Here is a 16,145-nt window from a genome sequence, read left to right on the forward strand (position 1 = left end):
CGCTGCTGCACCTGCCGGGGCCGATCTTTCCGTTTCAGGGCGGCATGGAAGTGTCGTTTGTCGGCCTTGGCGGGTGGGTGCTGGTCGGCATTGCGGCGGGGCTATTGTCGGGATTGCTGACGCAGATGGTCTATGCCTGCGAGGACGGTTTCCAGAAACTGCCCATTCACTGGATGTGGTGGCCAATGCTGGGCGGCCTGGTGGTCGGCATAGGCGGGCTGATCGAACCGCGGGCGCTCGGCGTCGGCTATGACAATATCGCCAGCATGCTGGACGGAGGAACGGTCGCCAAGGCCGCACTCGTCCTGCTGGTGGTGAAGGCCATCATCTGGTCCGTGGCGCTCGGCTCGGGGACATCGGGAGGCGTGCTGGCGCCGCTTTTGATCATGGGCGGCGCCATGGGTGCGGTCCTGGCGGGTTTCCTCCCGGCGGCGGATCCGGGGTTCTGGGCGCTGCTGGCGATGGCCGCCACCATGGGCGGCACGATGCGGGCGCCGCTGACTGCTACCTTCTTCGCCGTCGAGTTGACCGGCAATACCCATGTGCTGGTGCCGCTGATTGCAGCCTGCGCCACCGCGCATGCGGTCACCGTGTTGTTGATGAAGCGTTCGATCCTCACCGAAAAGGTGGCGAGGCGAGGGCATCACCTGGTTCGCGAATATCGCGTCGATCCGTTCGCGCTGACCAGGGTGCGCGAAGTCATGACCACCGAAGTCGAGAGTGTGCCGGCGACGATGACGCTGCATGGCGCGGCGGCGTTCCTCACCGCGCCGGAGACGCGGCATCCAAGTTTCCCGGTGGTCAACGAAGACGGCCATGTACTCGGCCTGATCGACCCTCCGGCAATCCTGCGCTGGAGACGCGCCGGCAAGCACCGCAGCACGATGCTTGGCGAGTTGCTGGCCGGCAGCAAGGTGACGCTCGCCTATCCGGATGAATATCTCGAAGGTCTCTCCGACAAATTGCTGACGGCCAACGTATCGCATCTGCCCGTCGTCGCGCGGGAGGATTCGCGGCTGGTCGGCTATGTCGGCTGGAAGGACCTGATGCGGGTCAGGTCGAAGAAACAAGCCGAAGAACGCGATCGGTCGGCCTTGCTGGGCTTTGGCGCCAGGCGCGGCAAACAGGGTGGCATTGCCTAGACAAGCCAGCCGTCAAGCATTGTTGGCGCGCTTGGCCCAGTCCAGGACGTAGAGCCTGAGCGCCGACGACAGGTTGGCGTCGCGCGGCCGGCTCTCGTCGATTTCGGCGACCAGTGCGGCAAGCGTCAGTTTTCGTTCAGCCGCAATGGCGACGAGATCGTCATAGAAGGGCTTTTCGAGGGAATAGCTGGTGCGATGGCCGCGAATGGTCACAGAGCGTTTTTCGACCGGGCTCATTTCACGTCAGGCATCGGATTCATCCGGTTCGCCCGACTTTTCGCGGCGATGGCCGGCGACGAACGTCTCGCTCCTATCGGCGGCCAACCGGTCACGCTCCCGCTCAGCCCTGGAGCGGCCATGAAGCGCCCGGTTCTGCTCGGCAAGGCGTTCCTTTTCGGCGCGCGCCTTCTGCTTGCGGGCATGGCGGAGATTGACGATGTCGGTCATCTCGCGCGGCCCGCCGGGCTACTTCTTGCGGAAGGCGTCGAGGGATACCACGTCGGCGCCCTTGGCCGCGGCGTCGGCCGCGGCAGGCTTCTTTTCGGCCTCGGCGGCCTTTTTCTTGGTTTCCGGCTTCTTCTCGGCAACGATGGCCAGCGGCTCGGCAGGCTGGGTGGCTTCATCATCCGAAGTTTCCGTCTTCACGTCGAATTCAAGCTCGAAATTGACGGACGGGTCATAGAAGCCGCGGACAGCCGAGAACGGGATTTCCAGCTTTTCCGGCACGTCGGAGAAAGACAGCCCGACCTCGAAGCCGGTGTCGGTGACCTTCAGGTCCCAATACTGGAACTGGATGACGATGGTCATCTGTTCGGGATAGCGCTCGCGCAGCCGCGAAGACACGCGCACGCCCGGCGCGCCGGTCAGGAAGGTGATGAAGAAATGATGGTTGCCGGGGAGGCCGGTGCGCGCGACCTCGGCCAGGACTTTGCGCATGACGCCGCGCAACGCCTCCTGGGCCAGAATGTCGTAGCGGATGTGGTCGTCGGCCATATGCCAGTCAGGTTCCGTTGAATCGTCCGCATAGCTGTAATCAAGCTTGAGGGCGGCGTAAACCGGATATAGAGGCCGAGCGTGCAGATGCGAGGCAACGATGCCTGAGATTTGATCGCTTTATTTCATGCATGTCGTGGTTTCAAAACCGCTACGTGCTTTGGGCTACCTGCATCAGGCGTTGGCAAGCGCGCCCTGTTTGCTCGCGTTGGCTGCGGGCTGCCGCTTGCCGAAGGCGCGCAGGAAGGTGCGCACGCCATGCGTCGCGGACTGCAGCACCTCGTCCTCATCGGGCGTGCCGCCGAGCATGAAAGTGGTCTGCAATTCGGCATTGGCAAGCGCCAGGAACTGGCGCGCCGCGACATCGGGATCGTCGATGTCGAGGAAACCGGCATGGGCGAGGCGGGCAAAACGGGCAGCGATCGCCGGCCATGTCCTGCCCGGTCCCTGTTCGCGCCATTCGGCGAAGAGTTCGGGATAGCGCTCGCCCTCGGTCTGGATCAGCTTGCGCAGGAATTTTCCGTCGCGGTTGCAGATGCAGTTGCGGTTCATGCGCACGGCGAAGGCGATCAGGTCGGCCTCGAGATCGTTCGGCTGGTCGGGAAAGGTGGAAATGGTGGCGAAGATACCGGCATTGCAGCGCTCGGTGAGATCGCGCACGATGGCGACGAAGAGTTTCTCCTTGTCGCCATGGTGGTTGTAGATCGTCTGGCGGGACACGCCGGCTTCGGCGGCGATCATGTCGATATTGGCGCCTGCGAAGCTCTCGCGGCAGAACACCTCGCTGGCGGCATCCATGATGGAGACACGCTTGGCCTCATGGCCACGTGGCGGGATAATGTCAGGAGAAACGCCGAGCTTCATGGAAATCTATATAGAGGCGATTGACGAATTGGACAAGAGTGTCTAAATTTGTGGACTAAGATAAAGGGATTTCACTCGGAAGGGACGTAGAACTCGGTCCTCGGAGTCGGAATTTCACGGGATGGAACGTCCTGGGGTTAGACGCCGATCCGCGGCGGCAACCAGATTCGAAAGAAGCCTATATTATGAGTCCTAAATTCCTCCGCATCGCGGTCGTGCTCGGCTTGTTGTCCGCCATCGGCCCTTTCGCCATCGACATGTACCTCCCGGCATTGCCGTCGATCGGCGAGGACCTCAACGCCAGCACCGCCGCTGTGCAGATGAGCCTGCTGATCTTCTTCCTGTCCATGGGTTTCGGCCAGATCCTCGTCGGGCCGATCTCCGACATGGTCGGCCGCAAGCTGCCGCTCTATGGCGGCCTGGCGCTGTTCATGGTGGGCGGCATCGGCTCGGCGATGGCGCCGACCATCGAATGGCTGATCGCCTTCCGTTTCCTGCAAGGGCTCGGCGCCAGCGCCGGCATGGCGGTGCCGCGCGCCATCGTGCGTGACCTGCACACGGGTACCGAGGCGGCCAAGCTGATGTCGCTCCTGATGCTGGTGTTTTCCGTGTCGCCGATCCTGGCGCCGCTGACCGGCAGCGTCATCATCGAGAATTTCGGCTGGCGCGCCGTGTTCTGGACGGTGACGGGCGCGGCGGTGCTCGCCACCATCCTGCTCGCCACCTCGCTCAAGGAGACGCGGCCGGTCGAAGAGCGCGCCGGCTCCTCCTTCGGCACGGCGCTTTCAGGCTACCGCTTCCTGATGGGCGATCGCAACTTCCTTGGCCTGACGGCCATCGCCGGCTTCGGCATTGCGAGCTTCTTCGTCTATCTGTCGAGCTCGTCCTTCATCCTGATCGACCATTACGGGCTGTCGCCTTCGGTCTACAGCGTGTTCTTCTCGATCAATGCGGTGGCCTTCATCGGCATGTCGCAGCTGACCGGCCTGCTGTCGGAGCGCTTCGGCCTCAGGCGCCTGGTGCGCGTCGCGGTGGTCGGCTATGCGACGACGATGGTGGTGCTGTTCGCGATCATGGCCTCCGGCGTCGACCGGCTCGACGTGATGGCGGTGCTGCTGTTCGTCGGCTATGGTTTTCTCGGCCTGATCATCCCGACGACGTCGGTGCTGGCCATGGAGGAGCATGGCCAAATCGCCGGCACCGCCTCGGCATTGATGGGCACGCTGCACTTCGCCATCGGCGCGGTCGCCATGGGTGTCGCCGGCGTTTTCTTCGACGGCACGCCGCTGCCGATGGTCGCCGGCATCACGCTTTGCGCGGTGATCTCGTTCACGCTGGCCAAGGTGACGCTCGGCCGTGGACGCGAAACCGTCGAGGCACCAGCCGAGTAACGATCACCACACCCTTGGGAAAAGCCGGGCTCGGTCCCGGCCTTTTTCATGCCTGAGATCCGGTTCGCCGTGTTGCGAGGACATGGCTGCCAGCCGCGATGGCGAGTGCTGCGACGATCAGGCTTGCCGCCACGGCGAAGGTGATGCGCATGCCTGATGCAACGGCTTCGGGAGGTGCCGTTGCGATGTCGGTCGTCGCCGATGCGAGCGCGAACACGGCACCCATGACGGACGCGCCGGTGATGAGGCCGAGATTGCGCGACAGGCTGAGCATGCCGGAAACGACGCCGCGCCGATCCGGCCCGACATCCATCATGACGGCAGTGTTGTTGGCGGCCTGGAACATCTGATAGCCGGGGGTCAGGACGATGATGGCGGCAATGTAGCCTGCAATGCCGAACGATGCTGGAATCACGGACAGGGCGAACGAACCGGCCGCCATCAGCACAAGCCCGGCTCCGACCATCGCTGGCGCCCCCAGACGGTCGACGATACGGCCGGCCAAGACACCGCTCAACGCGGAGACGACCGGGCCAATCGACATGGTCAGCCCAACAAGCGCCTCGTTGAGCCCGAGCGCGCGGGAAAGGTAGAACGGCACGACCACCAGCGTTGCCATCATCACCGTCGAGACCAGCGCGTTCATGGCGAGGCTCGCACTCAGTGCCGGATCGCGAAACATCGCCAGTCGGACGAGGGGTGATGCCATCTTTGCCTCGGCGAACACGAAGAGGCCGACCCCGAAGAGGGCTGCCAGCAACAGTGCCAGGTTGAACGGACCGAAACTGCCGCGCCCGATCGTCATGGCGAGCGCATAGGCCGCGAGCGTCAGGGCAAGCAGCAATGTGCCGATCGTGTCGAAGCGGGCCCGATCGGCCTTCGGCTCGACGCGATCGACCGGCAAATGGCGATGCGCGAGGTAGAAAGTCAGCATGCCCAGCGGCACCGCGCCGAGAAAGATTGCCCGCCAGCCGAAGCCGGCGATCAACACGCCGCCCAGAGATGGGCCGAGCGCGGTGCCGACCGCGGACATCGTTCCAAGCAGACCCATGGCGCTGCCGGTCCTTGCTTTCGGTACGGTGTCGCCGACAAAGGCGATGGTCAGGGCCATCATGATGGCCGCCCCCAGGCCCTGTACGGCCCGGGCCGCGACCAGCCACCAGAGCGTGGGGGCCACGCCGCTCAAGCCCGAGGCCGCGGTGAACAGGAAGATACCGGCCAGCAACAGCCGGCGGCGGCCCACGATGTCGCCGAGCCGTCCGACGCTGACGATCAGCGTGGTGATGGCCAGAAGATAAGCCAGCACGACCCACTGGACGTCCTGGAAGGAGGCGTTGAACACCAGCGCCAATTTCGGCAAGCCGACATTGGCGATGCTGGTGCCGAGCGAGGACAGCAGCATCGATAGCGACAGACCGGCGAGCACCCATCGGATCGAGGGTGTTCGAACCGCATTGGCAGCTGCCGCCGCATTCTGTCCCGCGATGATTGGCTTCAACATTAACTCCGTCTTCTGGCGGCTCCCGAAATGGAGCTGTCAGAGACGTAGTCCTTTGCCATATATGGCGGAACACGCATCATTTGCATTCCATTCGTGCATTAGACGCCACATCATGATCAAGACGTGCTATGTCAGGTGCATGTCGACACCCGATCTCAACCTGCTGGTCACCCTTGACGTCCTGCTTGTGGAGGGCAGCGTCGCGCGCGCGGCCCGGCGGTTGCGGCTCAGCCCATCGGCGATGAGCCGGGCGCTGGCGCGGTTGCGCGAGACGACGGGCGATCCGCTGCTGGTTCGGGCCGGACGCGGTCTCGTTCCGACACCTCGGGCACTCGAACTTCGCGAACGGGTCAGTCAGCTCGTCGAGGACGCCAAGATCGCTCTGCGTCCGGCGGAGAAGCCCGATCTCAAGCAATTGACCCGAACGTTCACGCTGCGGACCCGAGAAGGCTTTGCGGAAAACTTCGGACTGGATCTGATGGCTCGCCTCAGGGAGGAGGCTCCGAATGTGCGGCTGCGCTTTGTGCTGAAGTCGGACAAGGACAGCACGTCGCTGCGTGAGGGGAATATAGATCTGGAGACGGGCGTCGTGGGAGGCGCCACGGGCCCGGAGGTGCGCACACAGGCATTGTTCAGGGATCGTTTCATCGGCGTCGTGCGCATGGGGCACGCGTTGAGCCAAGGCGAGATCACACCCACTCGTTATGCTGATAGCAAGCATATCGGCGTTTCGCGACGGGGTCTCGACAGGGGACCGGCCGATGAAGCCCTGGAATCGTTGGGACTGAAGCGGGACATCGTCATGGTCGTCGGCGGTTTCTCGACCGCGCTGGCCTTGGCCCGGTCGTCGGATCTGATCGCCACCGTTCCCGAACGGTATACCGGCAATCTGCGTACCGGAATGCATAGTTTTGCCATTCCGGCCGCTATACCGGAGGTCACGATTTCATTGCTCTGGCACCCGCGGCTCGACGCCGATCCGGTGCATCGCTGGCTGCGCAAATGCGTGCGGGAGGTTTGCGGCGCGGCTGGCTAGGTTTTGCACTACGCTTCTGCCGGCCGGCTTGAATGCACCTGCGAATCTCGTATACGAGTATACGGATAACCAGGGTATTGCTGTCGACTTGCAATTTTTCAGCACCAGCCCATTCGGGAGACATCCATGGCCGCGAACAGACTGCGCATTGCCGTGCTCTTTGGCGGGCGCTCCGCCGAGCATGAAGTGTCTGTGCTTTCGGCAACCAATGTTATGCGCGCGCTGGAGCCCGCCAGATATGAGGCGGTGCCGATCTTCGTCACCCGCGAGGGGCAGTGGCTGCTGAGCAGCTTCGAGGACGGGGCGCTGGCAAGGCCGGCGGCGGGAACGGAGATCTGCCTCGTGCCGGGCGGCCGCGGCCGCATCCTGGCGATCCCGGCAGGCGGCGGACCGCACGAACTGGCGAAGATCGATATCGTCTTTCCGGTGCTGCACGGCCTGCACGGCGAGGACGGCTCGGTGCAGGGGCTGGCGGAAGTGGCGCGGGTGCCGTTTGCGGGCTGCGGCATCCTCGGTTCGGCCACGGCCCTCGACAAGGAGATGGCAAAGCGCCTTCTTAACGAGGCGGGATTGCCGATGGCCCGGTCCGTCACCGTCTCGAAAGGCGCTGCACCGGCCTTTGCCGACCTGCAGCGCGACCTGGGACTTCCGCTCTTCATCAAGCCCGCCCGGCAGGGCTCGTCCGTTGGCGTCAGCAAGGTCGCGACCGAGGGGGACTATGAAGCAGCGCTCGCCGAGGGCCTCAAACATGACAGCAAGCTGTTGGCCGAGGAATGCATCAGCGGCCGCGAGATTGAATGCAGCGTGCTGGAGGACGCCAATGGCGGGTTGTTCGTGTCCCGTCCCGGCGAGATCGTACCGGCTGAAAGCCACGGCTTCTACACCTACGACGCCAAGTACATCGACGAGAATGGCGCCGCACTGAAGGTCCCGGCTGAACTGCCGCCTGGGATCGAAGCCGGTATCCGCGAGATCGCCGCCAAGGCCTTTCGCGCCGTCGGCTGCGATGGCATGGCCCGAGTCGATTTCTTCCTGACGGCCGACATGCATTACCTCGTGAACGAGCTCAACACCATTCCCGGCTTCACCGACATCAGCATGTACACCAAGGCCATGGCGGCGAGCGGCGTGAGCTACGGGGAGGTCATCGACCGGCTCGTGGCGCACGGCCTGGCGCGCGCCGGCGTTAGCGTGCCAGCGGCAGCTTGAGGCTTGTCATTGAAAAGGGGGGAAGTGGAGGTTTCTGTTGCCAGGTACCTCCGAACCCCGCCTAGAAGTGCGAACCCCTAGGGCTTGATTTGAAGCGTTCGCACTGCATTAAGCAGCGAGACGAGCTTCCGCATAGTTGTCGTTGGCAACTATAAGTTTAGCCCGATGACGGTGGTACAATGCCGGGCAAAAGTACGATCTTTACACCTTCGTCGATCCTATTTCGCCCCCAGCAAAAGCCGCTCCTCATGAAGAGCGGTTTTTGGTGGAGGCGCCGGGTACCGCCCCCGGGTCCGAACGGCTTATTTCATCGCCTGTTTATCGCCATAGTCGGTCAAGCCGACAAAACGAATATAGGGGGCCATCGCAAGAAATGAAAGGCCGGAACGGCAGGTTCTTGTCTGTGTCAAACTGCTGGACGAAGGGTTGACTTGAAGACGGTCTCAACCGAAGGTTTGCGACGGTGAGGAGTTATCGATCCAGCGCACACTTGCGGCAGCGCGCCACAACCCTCATCGACCGGATCCCGTGGCGCCGACGAGGGGAAATTTGATGTCCGACTATCTTGCAGACGTGAAGAAATACGACGCCGCGGCGAATGCCGACGCGGTCGAAAAGATCGTGAAGCATCTGGGCATCGCGCTCAGGAACCGCGATTCCTCGCTGGTGTCCTGCACGGACCCCAAGGAACTCGAGCGCGTCAGGGACAATTGGGCTGCCAAGAAGCTCGGCGTCACCGACGCCAGCAAGGCGGATGCGGCGATCGAAAAGACCTGCAAGGCGATGGCGGCCGACAACACCAAGAGCCGCGTGACCTTTTATTATCTGGTAGCCAAGGATCTGGGCAAGCTCGACTCCCTCTGACCTCTGCATCGAAGCGGAAGCTGGCGCGATCGCCGCGCCAGCTTGTAGCGCTGCCAGCGAATCCTGTCGAAACATCCCGCGCTTTGATATGTTCGGCCGACCGCCAGTCGGCTATGATGGCTGACAACCCGAATCGAGCCGAAGCCAATGCGCCAATATCTCGACCTCTTGAAGCACGTGCTGGATAACGGCGCCGACCGCGGCGACCGCACAGGCACCGGAACACGCTCGGTGTTCGGCTACCAGATGCGCTTCGACCTGGCGCGTGGTTTTCCGGTCACCACCACCAAGAAGCTGCACTTGAAGTCGATCATATACGAGCTTTTGTGGTTCCTGGCCGGCGACACCAACATCAAGTACCTCAACGATAATGGCGTCTCCATCTGGGACGAATGGGCCGACGAGAATGGCAATCTCGGCCCGGTCTATGGCAAGCAATGGCGCTCCTGGCCGGACGGTCATGGCGGCGCTATCGACCAGATTGCGGGCCTTCTCAAGGAGATACGCAAGAACCCTAATTCCCGCCGTCTGATCGTTTCGGCGTGGAACCCGGCCGAGGTTGAGGCCATGGCGCTGCCGCCCTGCCACTGCCTGTTCCAGTTCTATGTCTCGGAAGGCAGGCTCTCCTGCCAGCTCTACCAGCGTTCGGGCGACATTTTTCTCGGTGTTCCCTTCAATATCGCCTCCTATGCGTTGCTGACGCTGATGGTGGCGCAGGTGACCGGGCTGAAACCCGGCGATTTTGTCCACACACTAGGCGACGCGCATCTCTACTCGAACCATTTCGAGCAGGCGCGCGAGCAGTTGCAGCGCACGCCCAAGGTGCTGCCCACCATGTGGGTCAACCCGGACGTGAAGGATCTCTTTGCCTTCCGTTTCGAGGATTTTCGGCTCGAGAATTATTTCGCCGACGCGACGATCAAGGCGCCGATCGCTGTATAGGCGTTGCCATTCGCGATTGGCCGCAGGCCACCACGCTTTCGTCATCAACTCTGAGGAATGGTGGCGTCTCTGAGCCTAGCGTTTAGGGTGACGACGATCTTCCGCACGACGGCGGCGATGGCCACCATTCCTCAGAGTTGATGACGAAGGGAGGGGATGTTTCGGCCAATCTCGAAGGTTGCGATTTGCCGCTGAACGGACCTCATACCGCTGTATCCAATCCAATTCATCGCAGGCCGCGACGGCACCAAGATACAATGGCTGCGCTGAGCCAAAAGCCTTCCCTTGTTATGTTCATCCAGATATATCGGTGGCAGGCTTCGAGTCGAGCGGATTTCAAAACCTGGGAGAGTTTTTCATGGTAGCGCGCAAAGGTCTTGGATTGAGGGCGATTGCGATCGCTGGTTTTGCAGCGGCGCTGACGGCTGTAATGCCGGCGGCGCATGCGGAGGACAAGGTGGTGGTGTTTGCCGCGGCCAGCCTCAAGGACGGGCTCGATGCCGTCAACAAAGCCTGCGCGGCCGATGTCGGCGAGACCGCGATCATTTCCTACGCGGCGAGTTCGGCGCTGGCTAAGCAGATCGAGGGCGGCGCGCCGGCCGATATCTTCATCTCGGCCGATCTCGACTGGATGAAATATCTCTCCGACCAGAATCTGACCAAGCCGGACACCGAGGTGAAGCTGCTCGGCAATGAGATCGTGCTGGTGGCGCCGAAGGATTCCACTGTCGAAACCAAGATCGAAAAGGGCTTTGATCTTGCCACGCTCATCGGCGACGGCAAGCTCGCCATGGGTGATTTCAAGGCGGTTCCGGCCGGCAAATACGGCAAGGCTGCCCTTGAATCGCTTGGCGTCTGGTCCTCGGTCGAAGGCAAGGTGGCGCAGGCCGAGAATGTGCGCGCGGCGCTAAAGCTGGTCTCGACCGGCGAAGCGGCCCTTGGCATCGTCTATGCCACCGACGCGCATGCCGAGCCCGGCGTGAAAGTGATCGGCACCTTTCCGGAGGATTCGCACCCGCCGATCATCTACCCGGTTGCCCAGATCGCCGACTCGAAGGACACGGATATGCCTGCCTTCCTGAAATGCCTGCAATCCGCCAAGGCCGGCGCGCTCTTCAAGCAGCAGGGTTTCACCGTCCTGACGCCGAGCAACTGAGGTACGAAACCAAGGCATGACCTGGCTGCTGGACCTCACTGCCGACGAATGGAATGCGGTCCGGCTGTCGATCAAGGTGGCAACCGTGGCGATGCTTTTCAGCCTGCCACCGGGCATATTGATCGCGCTCGTTCTTGCCCGCGGAAAATTCTGGGGCAAGACGCTGCTCAACGGGCTGGTGCATCTGCCGCTGATCCTGCCGCCGGTGGTGACCGGTTATTTGCTGCTTCTGACGTTCGGCAGGCGCGGGCCGGCCGGCGCGTTCCTCGCCGAGCATTTCGGCATCGTCTTTTCGTTTCGCTGGACGGGCGCGGCTCTGGCTTGCGGTATCATGGGCTTTCCCCTGATGGTGCGGGCGATCCGGCTGTCGATCGAGGCGGTCGACCGCAGAATCGAAGCGGCGGCAGGCACGCTTGGCGCCAATCCGCTGCTCGTGTTCGCCACCATCACGCTGCCGCTGATCCTGCCCGGCCTGATTGCCGGCGCGATCCTGTCCTTCGCCAAGGCGATGGGCGAGTTCGGCGCGACGATCACCTTCGTCTCCAACATCCCGAACGAAACGCAGACGCTGCCCTCGGCGATCTACACCTTTACCCAGGTGCCCGGCGGCGACGAGGGCGCGCTCCGGCTGACGCTGATCTCGATCGTCATTTCGATGGCGGCCCTTGTCGCCTCGGAAGTGCTGGCGCGGCGCGTCGGCCGACGGATGGACATCGAATGAGCGTTGTTGTCGACATCAGCCATCGGCTTGGCGATTTCGGCATCGAGGCCCGTTTCGAGAGCGCCGGGCGATTGACCGCGCTGTTCGGTCCCTCGGGCTCCGGCAAGACGACATTGATCAACATGATTGCCGGACTGATCCGCCCCGACAGGGGGCGGATCGCGGTCGACGGCCGCGTGCTGGTCGATACGGCGTCGGGCATCTTCGTGCCGAAGCACAAGCGCCGCATCGGCATCGTGTTCCAGGATGCGCGGCTGTTCCCGCATATGAGCGTGGCGAGCAATCTGCGCTATGGCCGCTGGTTCACGCCCACGGCGGAACGCTATGCGGACTTCAATGCCGTGGTCGACCTGCTCGGCATCGGTCCGTTGCTCGAGCGGCGGCCGGCAAAGCTTTCCGGCGGCGAGAAGCAGCGCGTGGCGATCGGCCGGGCGCTGCTTGCCAGCCCGAAACTGCTGCTGATGGACGAACCGCTGGCCTCGCTCGACGATGCGCGCAAGGCCGAGATCCTGCCCTATATCGAGCGGCTGCGCGACGAGACGAAACTCCCGATCGTCTATGTCAGCCATTCCATCGCCGAAGTGGCGCGGCTGGCGAGCGACGTGGTGGTGCTGGCGCAAGGCAAGGTCGCGGCCGCCGGACCGACCGGAGCGATCATGCAGCGGCTCGATCTGTTGCCGGCGGAAGAGCGCGGCGAGGGCGGCGCCGTTCTGGATACGGCGGTGCTGCGCCATGACGAAGCTTTCGGCATGAGCGTGCTCGCCTCGGCGGCGGGCGAGATCCGTGTGCCGCTTCTGGCGATGACGGTCGGGGCGCCGGTTCGCATCCGCATCCGCGCCCGTGACGTCATGATCGCGACCGAACAGCCGACAGGCCTCAGCGCGCTCAATATCCTGCCGGGCACGATCGTCGCGATTGCGCCGGGCGAGGGGCCTGCGGTCGAGGTCGGCATCGACTGCAATGGCGCAACCATACTTGCCCGGATCACCGAACAGTCGAGGCAGGCGCTGAAGCTGCGGCTCGGCCGAAAGGTGTTCGCGGTGGTCAAGACGGTGAGTTTCGACCGGGCGAATACCGGCGCCGGCCTGCCGTCGGAGGCGGATGGGTGACCGGTTGATGATTTTCGCTATATTGCTTTGGAATAGCGATGTCGCCGAAGAGACATTAGTCTGGGTGCGGGCGTGAGTCTCGTGCGGGCGTGAGTCCGGTGCGGGCGTGACTGGGGAGGAGGAAAAATGCCGTCGCTGAGCTTGCGGATAAATCTCGATCCCGATGGGCGCATCGGGCCGGGCAAGATCGAGCTTCTGGAGCAGATCGCCGCCTTCGGATCGATCTCGGCCGCGGCGCGCGGCATGGAAATGTCCTACAAGCATGCCTGGGACCTGGTCGAGGACATGAACCGGGTGTTCGGCAAGCCGCTGGTCGCGGCGCAGACAGGCGGCAGGAAGGGCGGCGGCGCGCAACTGACGGCGGTGGGGCTGGCAGTGGTCGGCCGTTTTCGCGCCATCGAGCGGGCGGCCAGTTCGGCGGCGGCGGCGCATATGGAAGCACTGCAGGCGGAGATAAATGCGGGGTGAGAGGTAGGGAGTAGGGGAATAGGCAATAGGGCAATAGGGATATACTGCCCTACTGCCCTACATCAGGTTTGCGCAGCAGATACGTGTCCATGATCCAACCTTTTTTCCGGCGGGCTTCCTCGCGGACGCGCTCGATCTCGTCGCCGACATTGCCGAGGCGACCGGAAATAATGATCTCATCCGGCGTGCCGAGATAAGCGCCCCAATGGATGACGGCGTTCTTGTCCTTCAGCGTGTTGAAGGCGCATTTGCCGTCCAGCATGACGACGGTGCTGCCGGCGTTTTCCGGCAGACCCTCCTCGGTGAGCCGGCGGCCGGTGGTGATCAGGATGGCATCGCCGATACGGTTCAGCGCCATTTTGTGGCTGGCGGCGAGCGCCTGGACGGCGGTGATGCCGGGAATGACTTCCAATGCGAATTCGACATTGCCCCTGAGACGCACGCGCTCCAGAATGCGCAGCGCGCTGTCATAGAGCGAGGGATCGCCCCAGATCAGGAAGGCGCCGCAGCCGTCTTGCGCAAGCTCGTCGCGGATCAAGCCTTCATAGATAGCGGCGATCGCCTCATGCCAGTCATCGACGGTCGAGCGGTAGGAGGACGTCGGCTCGGCGCGCACCGGCACGTCGAATTCGACGCGGCGTGACTTCGGATTGGTGACGAAGCGGTCGCAGATCTGGCGACGCAATTCGGCGAGATCGTTCTTCGTCGCGCCCTTGTCGGGAATGAACAGCACGTCGGCCCGGTTCAGGCCGTTTATGGCCTGCACGGTCATATGGTCGGGATTGCCGGCGCCGATGCCGATGACGAGAAGCTTGCGCATGGGCGAACTCCTGCCCGATCGGCGCGTTTGTGTCCAGACAACCTTGGCATGAGCGCAGGCGTCCATGACGAGCGGAAGGGCTTTGAAACGCCAGACCGAACGGCTAGGGTCGTGCCGGCATTATTGGTTATGCATGTCGTTGTTCCAAATCCGCTGCGCACCCTCGGGGCGGGCATGCTTTTGGGCGACATGCATGGTTTCGCCGAGGAAGCGTCGATGTTTCGATATGTTGTGACCACAGCACTGGCGATTTGCGCCGCGCCGGCGCTCGCCAATGATTCGATCGCTGAACTCGGCACCGGCGGCCTGATCCTGTCGCGCAGCGACGCGGTGGCGATGGAGAGCGAGGATCTCTTCATCTCGGCGGACAAGGTGACGGTCGACTATGTCTTCCGCAACAATACCGACAAGGATGTCGATGCTGTCGTCGCCTTTCCGATGCCCGACATCGAAGGTGGTCCCTACGAGATGCCGGCGATCCCCGACGACCAGAGCGATAATTTCCTTGGCTTCGGGGTGGCGATCGACGGCGTCGCGGTAAAGCCGCAACTCGAGCAGAAGGTGTTCGCGCTTGGCATCGACATCAGTGCCGATTTGAAGGCGCAAAACGTGCCGTTCTACCCGTTCGGCGATGCCGCCAAGGCGGCGCTGGCAAAGCTGCCGCAAGCGGTTGCCGACGACTGGGTCAACCGCGGCATCATCGTCGAGGATACTTCCGACGACGGTTCAGGCATGAAGACCGTCCATGTGCCGTTCTGGCAGCTGCGCTCGACCTATTGGTGGCGCTCGACCTTTCCCGCCAACAAGGCCGTCCACGTCGCCCACCACTACAAGCCGAGCGTCGGCGGCACGTCCTCGCTCAGCTTTTTCCATGACGGCCAGTTCCAGGGCCAGTATGGCGCCTACAAGACCCGCTACTGCATGGACGATACGTTCGAGAATGCGGTCCGCAAGGCGGCAAAGGCCGATCCCGACGGCAACCCGAAATATTTCGAAAACCGCATCGCCTATATCCTGACCACTGGCGGCAACTGGGCATCGGGCAGCATCGGCAAGTTCAAGCTGACAGTCGACAAGGGCGATCCGAAGAACCTGATCTCGTTCTGCGGCGACAATGCCAGCGAGGTCGGGGTCAGGAAGGTCGGGCCGACCACCTTCGAGATGACGGCCGATGACTTCTATCCCGAGCGCGATATCGACATATTGCTGCTCGAGCCGTCGAACAATGGGAATGGCGGCTGATGGACGTTGCGATCTATGTCGCTATCGCCGAGAACGGAGTGATCGGACGCGATGGCGGCTTGCCGTGGCGGCTTTCCAGCGATCTCAGGCGATTCAAGGCAGACACGATGGGCAAACCCATCATCATGGGCCGCAAGACCTTTGAAGGCATCGGCCGGCCGCTGCCGGGCAGGCTCAACATCGTCGTCACCCGCGACAAGGCTTGGCGCGCCGAAGGCGTCGAAATCGCGCATTCGCTCGACGACGCGATCAGGTTGGCGAATGTTCGCGGGCGCTGCATGGCCGGCGTCGAAGAAATCTGTGTTATCGGCGGCGGCGAGATCTATGCCCAGGCGCTGCCGTTGGCCGACCGCTTGCATGTCACGCATGTCCTGGCCGCGGTCGACGGCGACGCGCATTTCCCGCCGATCGATCCGGATTTGTGGCACATTGTCCGCTCCGAGGACGTTCCGGCCGGTGAAAAGGATAGCCATGCGACGCGCTATTCGGTTTACGAACGACGCCATGACGTGCATTGAGAGGCGATAAAGGGCCGCGACCGCTGCAAAATCGGACGATGCCGGCAACCGATCGCGTTGAAAGCGTGCCGTCGCATCCCTATAGAAGAACGACATTGGATTTTGCGCCGTAGAACAGGCGCTTGAGGGAATTCCAAGCGAAAGGACATTTATGCCCTGGAATGACAAG

Annotated in this window: 18 protein-coding genes and 1 other RNA gene; 12 read left to right on the forward strand and 7 right to left on the reverse strand. The window is 62.8% G+C overall.

Annotated elements, in window-relative coordinates:
- Nucleotides 1–1,142, forward strand: a 1,142-nt coding sequence (locus CN311_RS29110; protein ID WP_115504283.1) for a chloride channel protein, incomplete at its 5' end; no start/stop codon positions are given.
- A 12-nt stretch (nucleotides 1,143–1,154) separates the two neighbouring features.
- Here CN311_RS29110 and CN311_RS29115 read toward each other — a convergent pair.
- From CN311_RS29115 to CN311_RS29130, 4 genes are all read right to left on the reverse strand, one after another.
- Complete coding sequence (locus CN311_RS29115) at nucleotides 1,155–1,379, reverse strand: ribbon-helix-helix domain-containing protein (RefSeq protein ID WP_097577064.1); 225 nt, start codon at nucleotides 1,377–1,379, stop codon at nucleotides 1,155–1,157.
- Between the two features lie 6 nt (nucleotides 1,380–1,385).
- Complete coding sequence (locus CN311_RS29120) at nucleotides 1,386–1,589, reverse strand: DUF4169 family protein (protein ID WP_097577065.1); 204 nt, start codon at nucleotides 1,587–1,589, stop codon at nucleotides 1,386–1,388.
- Between the two features lie 18 nt (nucleotides 1,590–1,607).
- Nucleotides 1,608–2,135, reverse strand: a complete 528-nt coding sequence (locus tag CN311_RS29125) for an SspB family protein (protein WP_097577066.1) — start codon at nucleotides 2,133–2,135, stop codon at nucleotides 1,608–1,610.
- Between the two features lie 174 nt (nucleotides 2,136–2,309).
- A complete protein-coding gene (locus CN311_RS29130) occupies nucleotides 2,310–2,999 on the reverse strand; it encodes a TetR/AcrR family transcriptional regulator (RefSeq protein ID WP_097577067.1) in 690 nt (229 codons plus the stop codon).
- 185 nt (nucleotides 3,000–3,184) lie between these two features.
- Between CN311_RS29130 and CN311_RS29135 the strand changes: the two genes are divergently transcribed.
- Nucleotides 3,185–4,390: a multidrug effflux MFS transporter gene (locus CN311_RS29135; protein ID WP_097577068.1), complete on the forward strand. Its 1,206-nt coding sequence runs from the start codon at nucleotides 3,185–3,187 to the stop codon at nucleotides 4,388–4,390.
- 46 nt (nucleotides 4,391–4,436) lie between these two features.
- Here the strand turns inward: CN311_RS29135 and CN311_RS29140 are convergent, their stop codons facing one another.
- Complete coding sequence (locus CN311_RS29140) at nucleotides 4,437–5,891, reverse strand: MFS transporter (protein ID WP_097577069.1); 1,455 nt, start codon at nucleotides 5,889–5,891, stop codon at nucleotides 4,437–4,439.
- 139 nt (nucleotides 5,892–6,030) lie between these two features.
- Here CN311_RS29140 and CN311_RS29145 point away from each other — a divergent pair, with 139 nt between their 5' ends.
- Nucleotides 6,031–6,927 (forward strand): LysR family transcriptional regulator, encoded by an 897-nt coding sequence (locus tag CN311_RS29145; protein WP_097577079.1) that lies wholly within the window; start codon nucleotides 6,031–6,033, stop codon nucleotides 6,925–6,927.
- A 126-nt stretch (nucleotides 6,928–7,053) separates the two neighbouring features.
- Complete coding sequence (locus CN311_RS29150; protein ID WP_097577070.1) at nucleotides 7,054–8,136, forward strand: D-alanine--D-alanine ligase family protein; 1,083 nt, start codon at nucleotides 7,054–7,056, stop codon at nucleotides 8,134–8,136.
- Between the two features lie 23 nt (nucleotides 8,137–8,159).
- Here CN311_RS29150 and ssrA read toward each other — a convergent pair.
- Nucleotides 8,160–8,519, reverse strand: a transfer-messenger RNA (tmRNA) gene (gene ssrA, locus CN311_RS29155).
- Nucleotides 8,520–8,688: 169 nt separating this feature from the next.
- Between ssrA and CN311_RS29160 the strand changes: the two genes are divergently transcribed.
- From CN311_RS29160 to CN311_RS29185, 6 genes are all read left to right on the forward strand, one after another.
- Nucleotides 8,689–9,000, forward strand: coding sequence for a DUF2853 family protein (locus tag CN311_RS29160; protein ID WP_097577071.1), 312 nt, complete (start codon nucleotides 8,689–8,691; stop codon nucleotides 8,998–9,000).
- A 147-nt stretch (nucleotides 9,001–9,147) separates the two neighbouring features.
- Nucleotides 9,148–9,942 carry a thymidylate synthase gene (locus CN311_RS29165; protein ID WP_097577072.1) on the forward strand — a complete coding sequence of 265 codons (795 nt, stop codon included), beginning with the start codon at nucleotides 9,148–9,150 and terminating at the stop codon, nucleotides 9,940–9,942.
- 358 nt (nucleotides 9,943–10,300) lie between these two features.
- Nucleotides 10,301–11,098, forward strand: coding sequence for a molybdate ABC transporter substrate-binding protein (gene modA, locus CN311_RS29170; RefSeq protein ID WP_097577073.1), 798 nt, complete (start codon nucleotides 10,301–10,303; stop codon nucleotides 11,096–11,098).
- A 16-nt stretch (nucleotides 11,099–11,114) separates the two neighbouring features.
- Nucleotides 11,115–11,819, forward strand: a complete 705-nt coding sequence (gene modB / locus CN311_RS29175; RefSeq protein ID WP_097577074.1) for a molybdate ABC transporter permease subunit — start codon at nucleotides 11,115–11,117, stop codon at nucleotides 11,817–11,819.
- Nucleotides 11,816–12,928: a molybdenum ABC transporter ATP-binding protein gene (gene modC, locus CN311_RS29180; protein WP_097577075.1), complete on the forward strand. Its 1,113-nt coding sequence runs from the start codon at nucleotides 11,816–11,818 to the stop codon at nucleotides 12,926–12,928. Before modB ends, modC begins: the two co-directional genes overlap by 4 nt.
- 126 nt (nucleotides 12,929–13,054) lie before the next feature.
- A complete protein-coding gene (locus tag CN311_RS29185; protein WP_097577076.1) occupies nucleotides 13,055–13,396 on the forward strand; it encodes a winged helix-turn-helix domain-containing protein in 342 nt (113 codons plus the stop codon).
- A 49-nt stretch (nucleotides 13,397–13,445) separates the two neighbouring features.
- Here CN311_RS29185 and cobF read toward each other — a convergent pair whose 3' ends face one another.
- On the reverse strand, nucleotides 13,446–14,216 hold the full coding sequence (gene cobF, locus CN311_RS29190) for a precorrin-6A synthase (deacetylating) (RefSeq protein WP_097577077.1): 771 nt from the start codon (nucleotides 14,214–14,216) through the stop codon (nucleotides 13,446–13,448).
- A 216-nt stretch (nucleotides 14,217–14,432) separates the two neighbouring features.
- Between cobF and CN311_RS29195 the strand changes: the two genes are divergently transcribed.
- Complete coding sequence (locus CN311_RS29195; protein ID WP_097577080.1) at nucleotides 14,433–15,458, forward strand: DUF4424 domain-containing protein; 1,026 nt, start codon at nucleotides 14,433–14,435, stop codon at nucleotides 15,456–15,458.
- The gene (locus CN311_RS29200; RefSeq protein WP_097577078.1) at nucleotides 15,458–15,976 is read left to right on the forward strand and encodes a dihydrofolate reductase; all 519 of its coding nucleotides are present in this window, start codon (nucleotides 15,458–15,460) and stop codon (nucleotides 15,974–15,976) included. The genes CN311_RS29195 and CN311_RS29200 overlap by 1 nt, the downstream gene beginning before the upstream one ends.
- Nucleotides 15,977–16,145: the final 169 nt, after the last annotated feature.

Origin of the sequence: Mesorhizobium sanjuanii (genome assembly GCF_002529485.1) — a bacterium.
GTDB classification, from domain to species: Bacteria; Pseudomonadota; Alphaproteobacteria; order Rhizobiales; family Rhizobiaceae; genus Mesorhizobium; species Mesorhizobium sanjuanii.

Coding starts and splice junctions, on each gene's coding strand:
- CN311_RS29195 (WP_097577080.1), top strand. CDS start 14,433: ATGTTTCGATATGTTGTGACCACAGCACTGGCGATTTGCGCCGCGCCG.
- CN311_RS29160 (WP_097577071.1), top strand. CDS start 8,689: ATGTCCGACTATCTTGCAGACGTGAAGAAATACGACGCCGCGGCGAAT.
- modC (WP_097577075.1), top strand. CDS start 11,816: ATGAGCGTTGTTGTCGACATCAGCCATCGGCTTGGCGATTTCGGCATC.
- CN311_RS29145 (WP_097577079.1), top strand. CDS start 6,031: ATGTCGACACCCGATCTCAACCTGCTGGTCACCCTTGACGTCCTGCTT.
- CN311_RS29135 (WP_097577068.1), top strand. CDS start 3,185: ATGAGTCCTAAATTCCTCCGCATCGCGGTCGTGCTCGGCTTGTTGTCC.
- CN311_RS29130 (WP_097577067.1), bottom strand. CDS start 2,999: ATGAAGCTCGGCGTTTCTCCTGACATTATCCCGCCACGTGGCCATGAG.
- CN311_RS29120 (WP_097577065.1), bottom strand. CDS start 1,589: ATGACCGACATCGTCAATCTCCGCCATGCCCGCAAGCAGAAGGCGCGC.
- CN311_RS29115 (WP_097577064.1), bottom strand. CDS start 1,379: ATGAGCCCGGTCGAAAAACGCTCTGTGACCATTCGCGGCCATCGCACC.
- CN311_RS29185 (WP_097577076.1), top strand. CDS start 13,055: ATGCCGTCGCTGAGCTTGCGGATAAATCTCGATCCCGATGGGCGCATC.
- CN311_RS29140 (WP_097577069.1), bottom strand. CDS start 5,891: ATGTTGAAGCCAATCATCGCGGGACAGAATGCGGCGGCAGCTGCCAAT.
- modB (WP_097577074.1), top strand. CDS start 11,115: ATGACCTGGCTGCTGGACCTCACTGCCGACGAATGGAATGCGGTCCGG.
- CN311_RS29150 (WP_097577070.1), top strand. CDS start 7,054: ATGGCCGCGAACAGACTGCGCATTGCCGTGCTCTTTGGCGGGCGCTCC.
- CN311_RS29125 (WP_097577066.1), bottom strand. CDS start 2,135: ATGGCCGACGACCACATCCGCTACGACATTCTGGCCCAGGAGGCGTTG.
- CN311_RS29200 (WP_097577078.1), top strand. CDS start 15,458: ATGGACGTTGCGATCTATGTCGCTATCGCCGAGAACGGAGTGATCGGA.
- cobF (WP_097577077.1), bottom strand. CDS start 14,216: ATGCGCAAGCTTCTCGTCATCGGCATCGGCGCCGGCAATCCCGACCAT.
- modA (WP_097577073.1), top strand. CDS start 10,301: ATGGTAGCGCGCAAAGGTCTTGGATTGAGGGCGATTGCGATCGCTGGT.
- CN311_RS29165 (WP_097577072.1), top strand. CDS start 9,148: ATGCGCCAATATCTCGACCTCTTGAAGCACGTGCTGGATAACGGCGCC.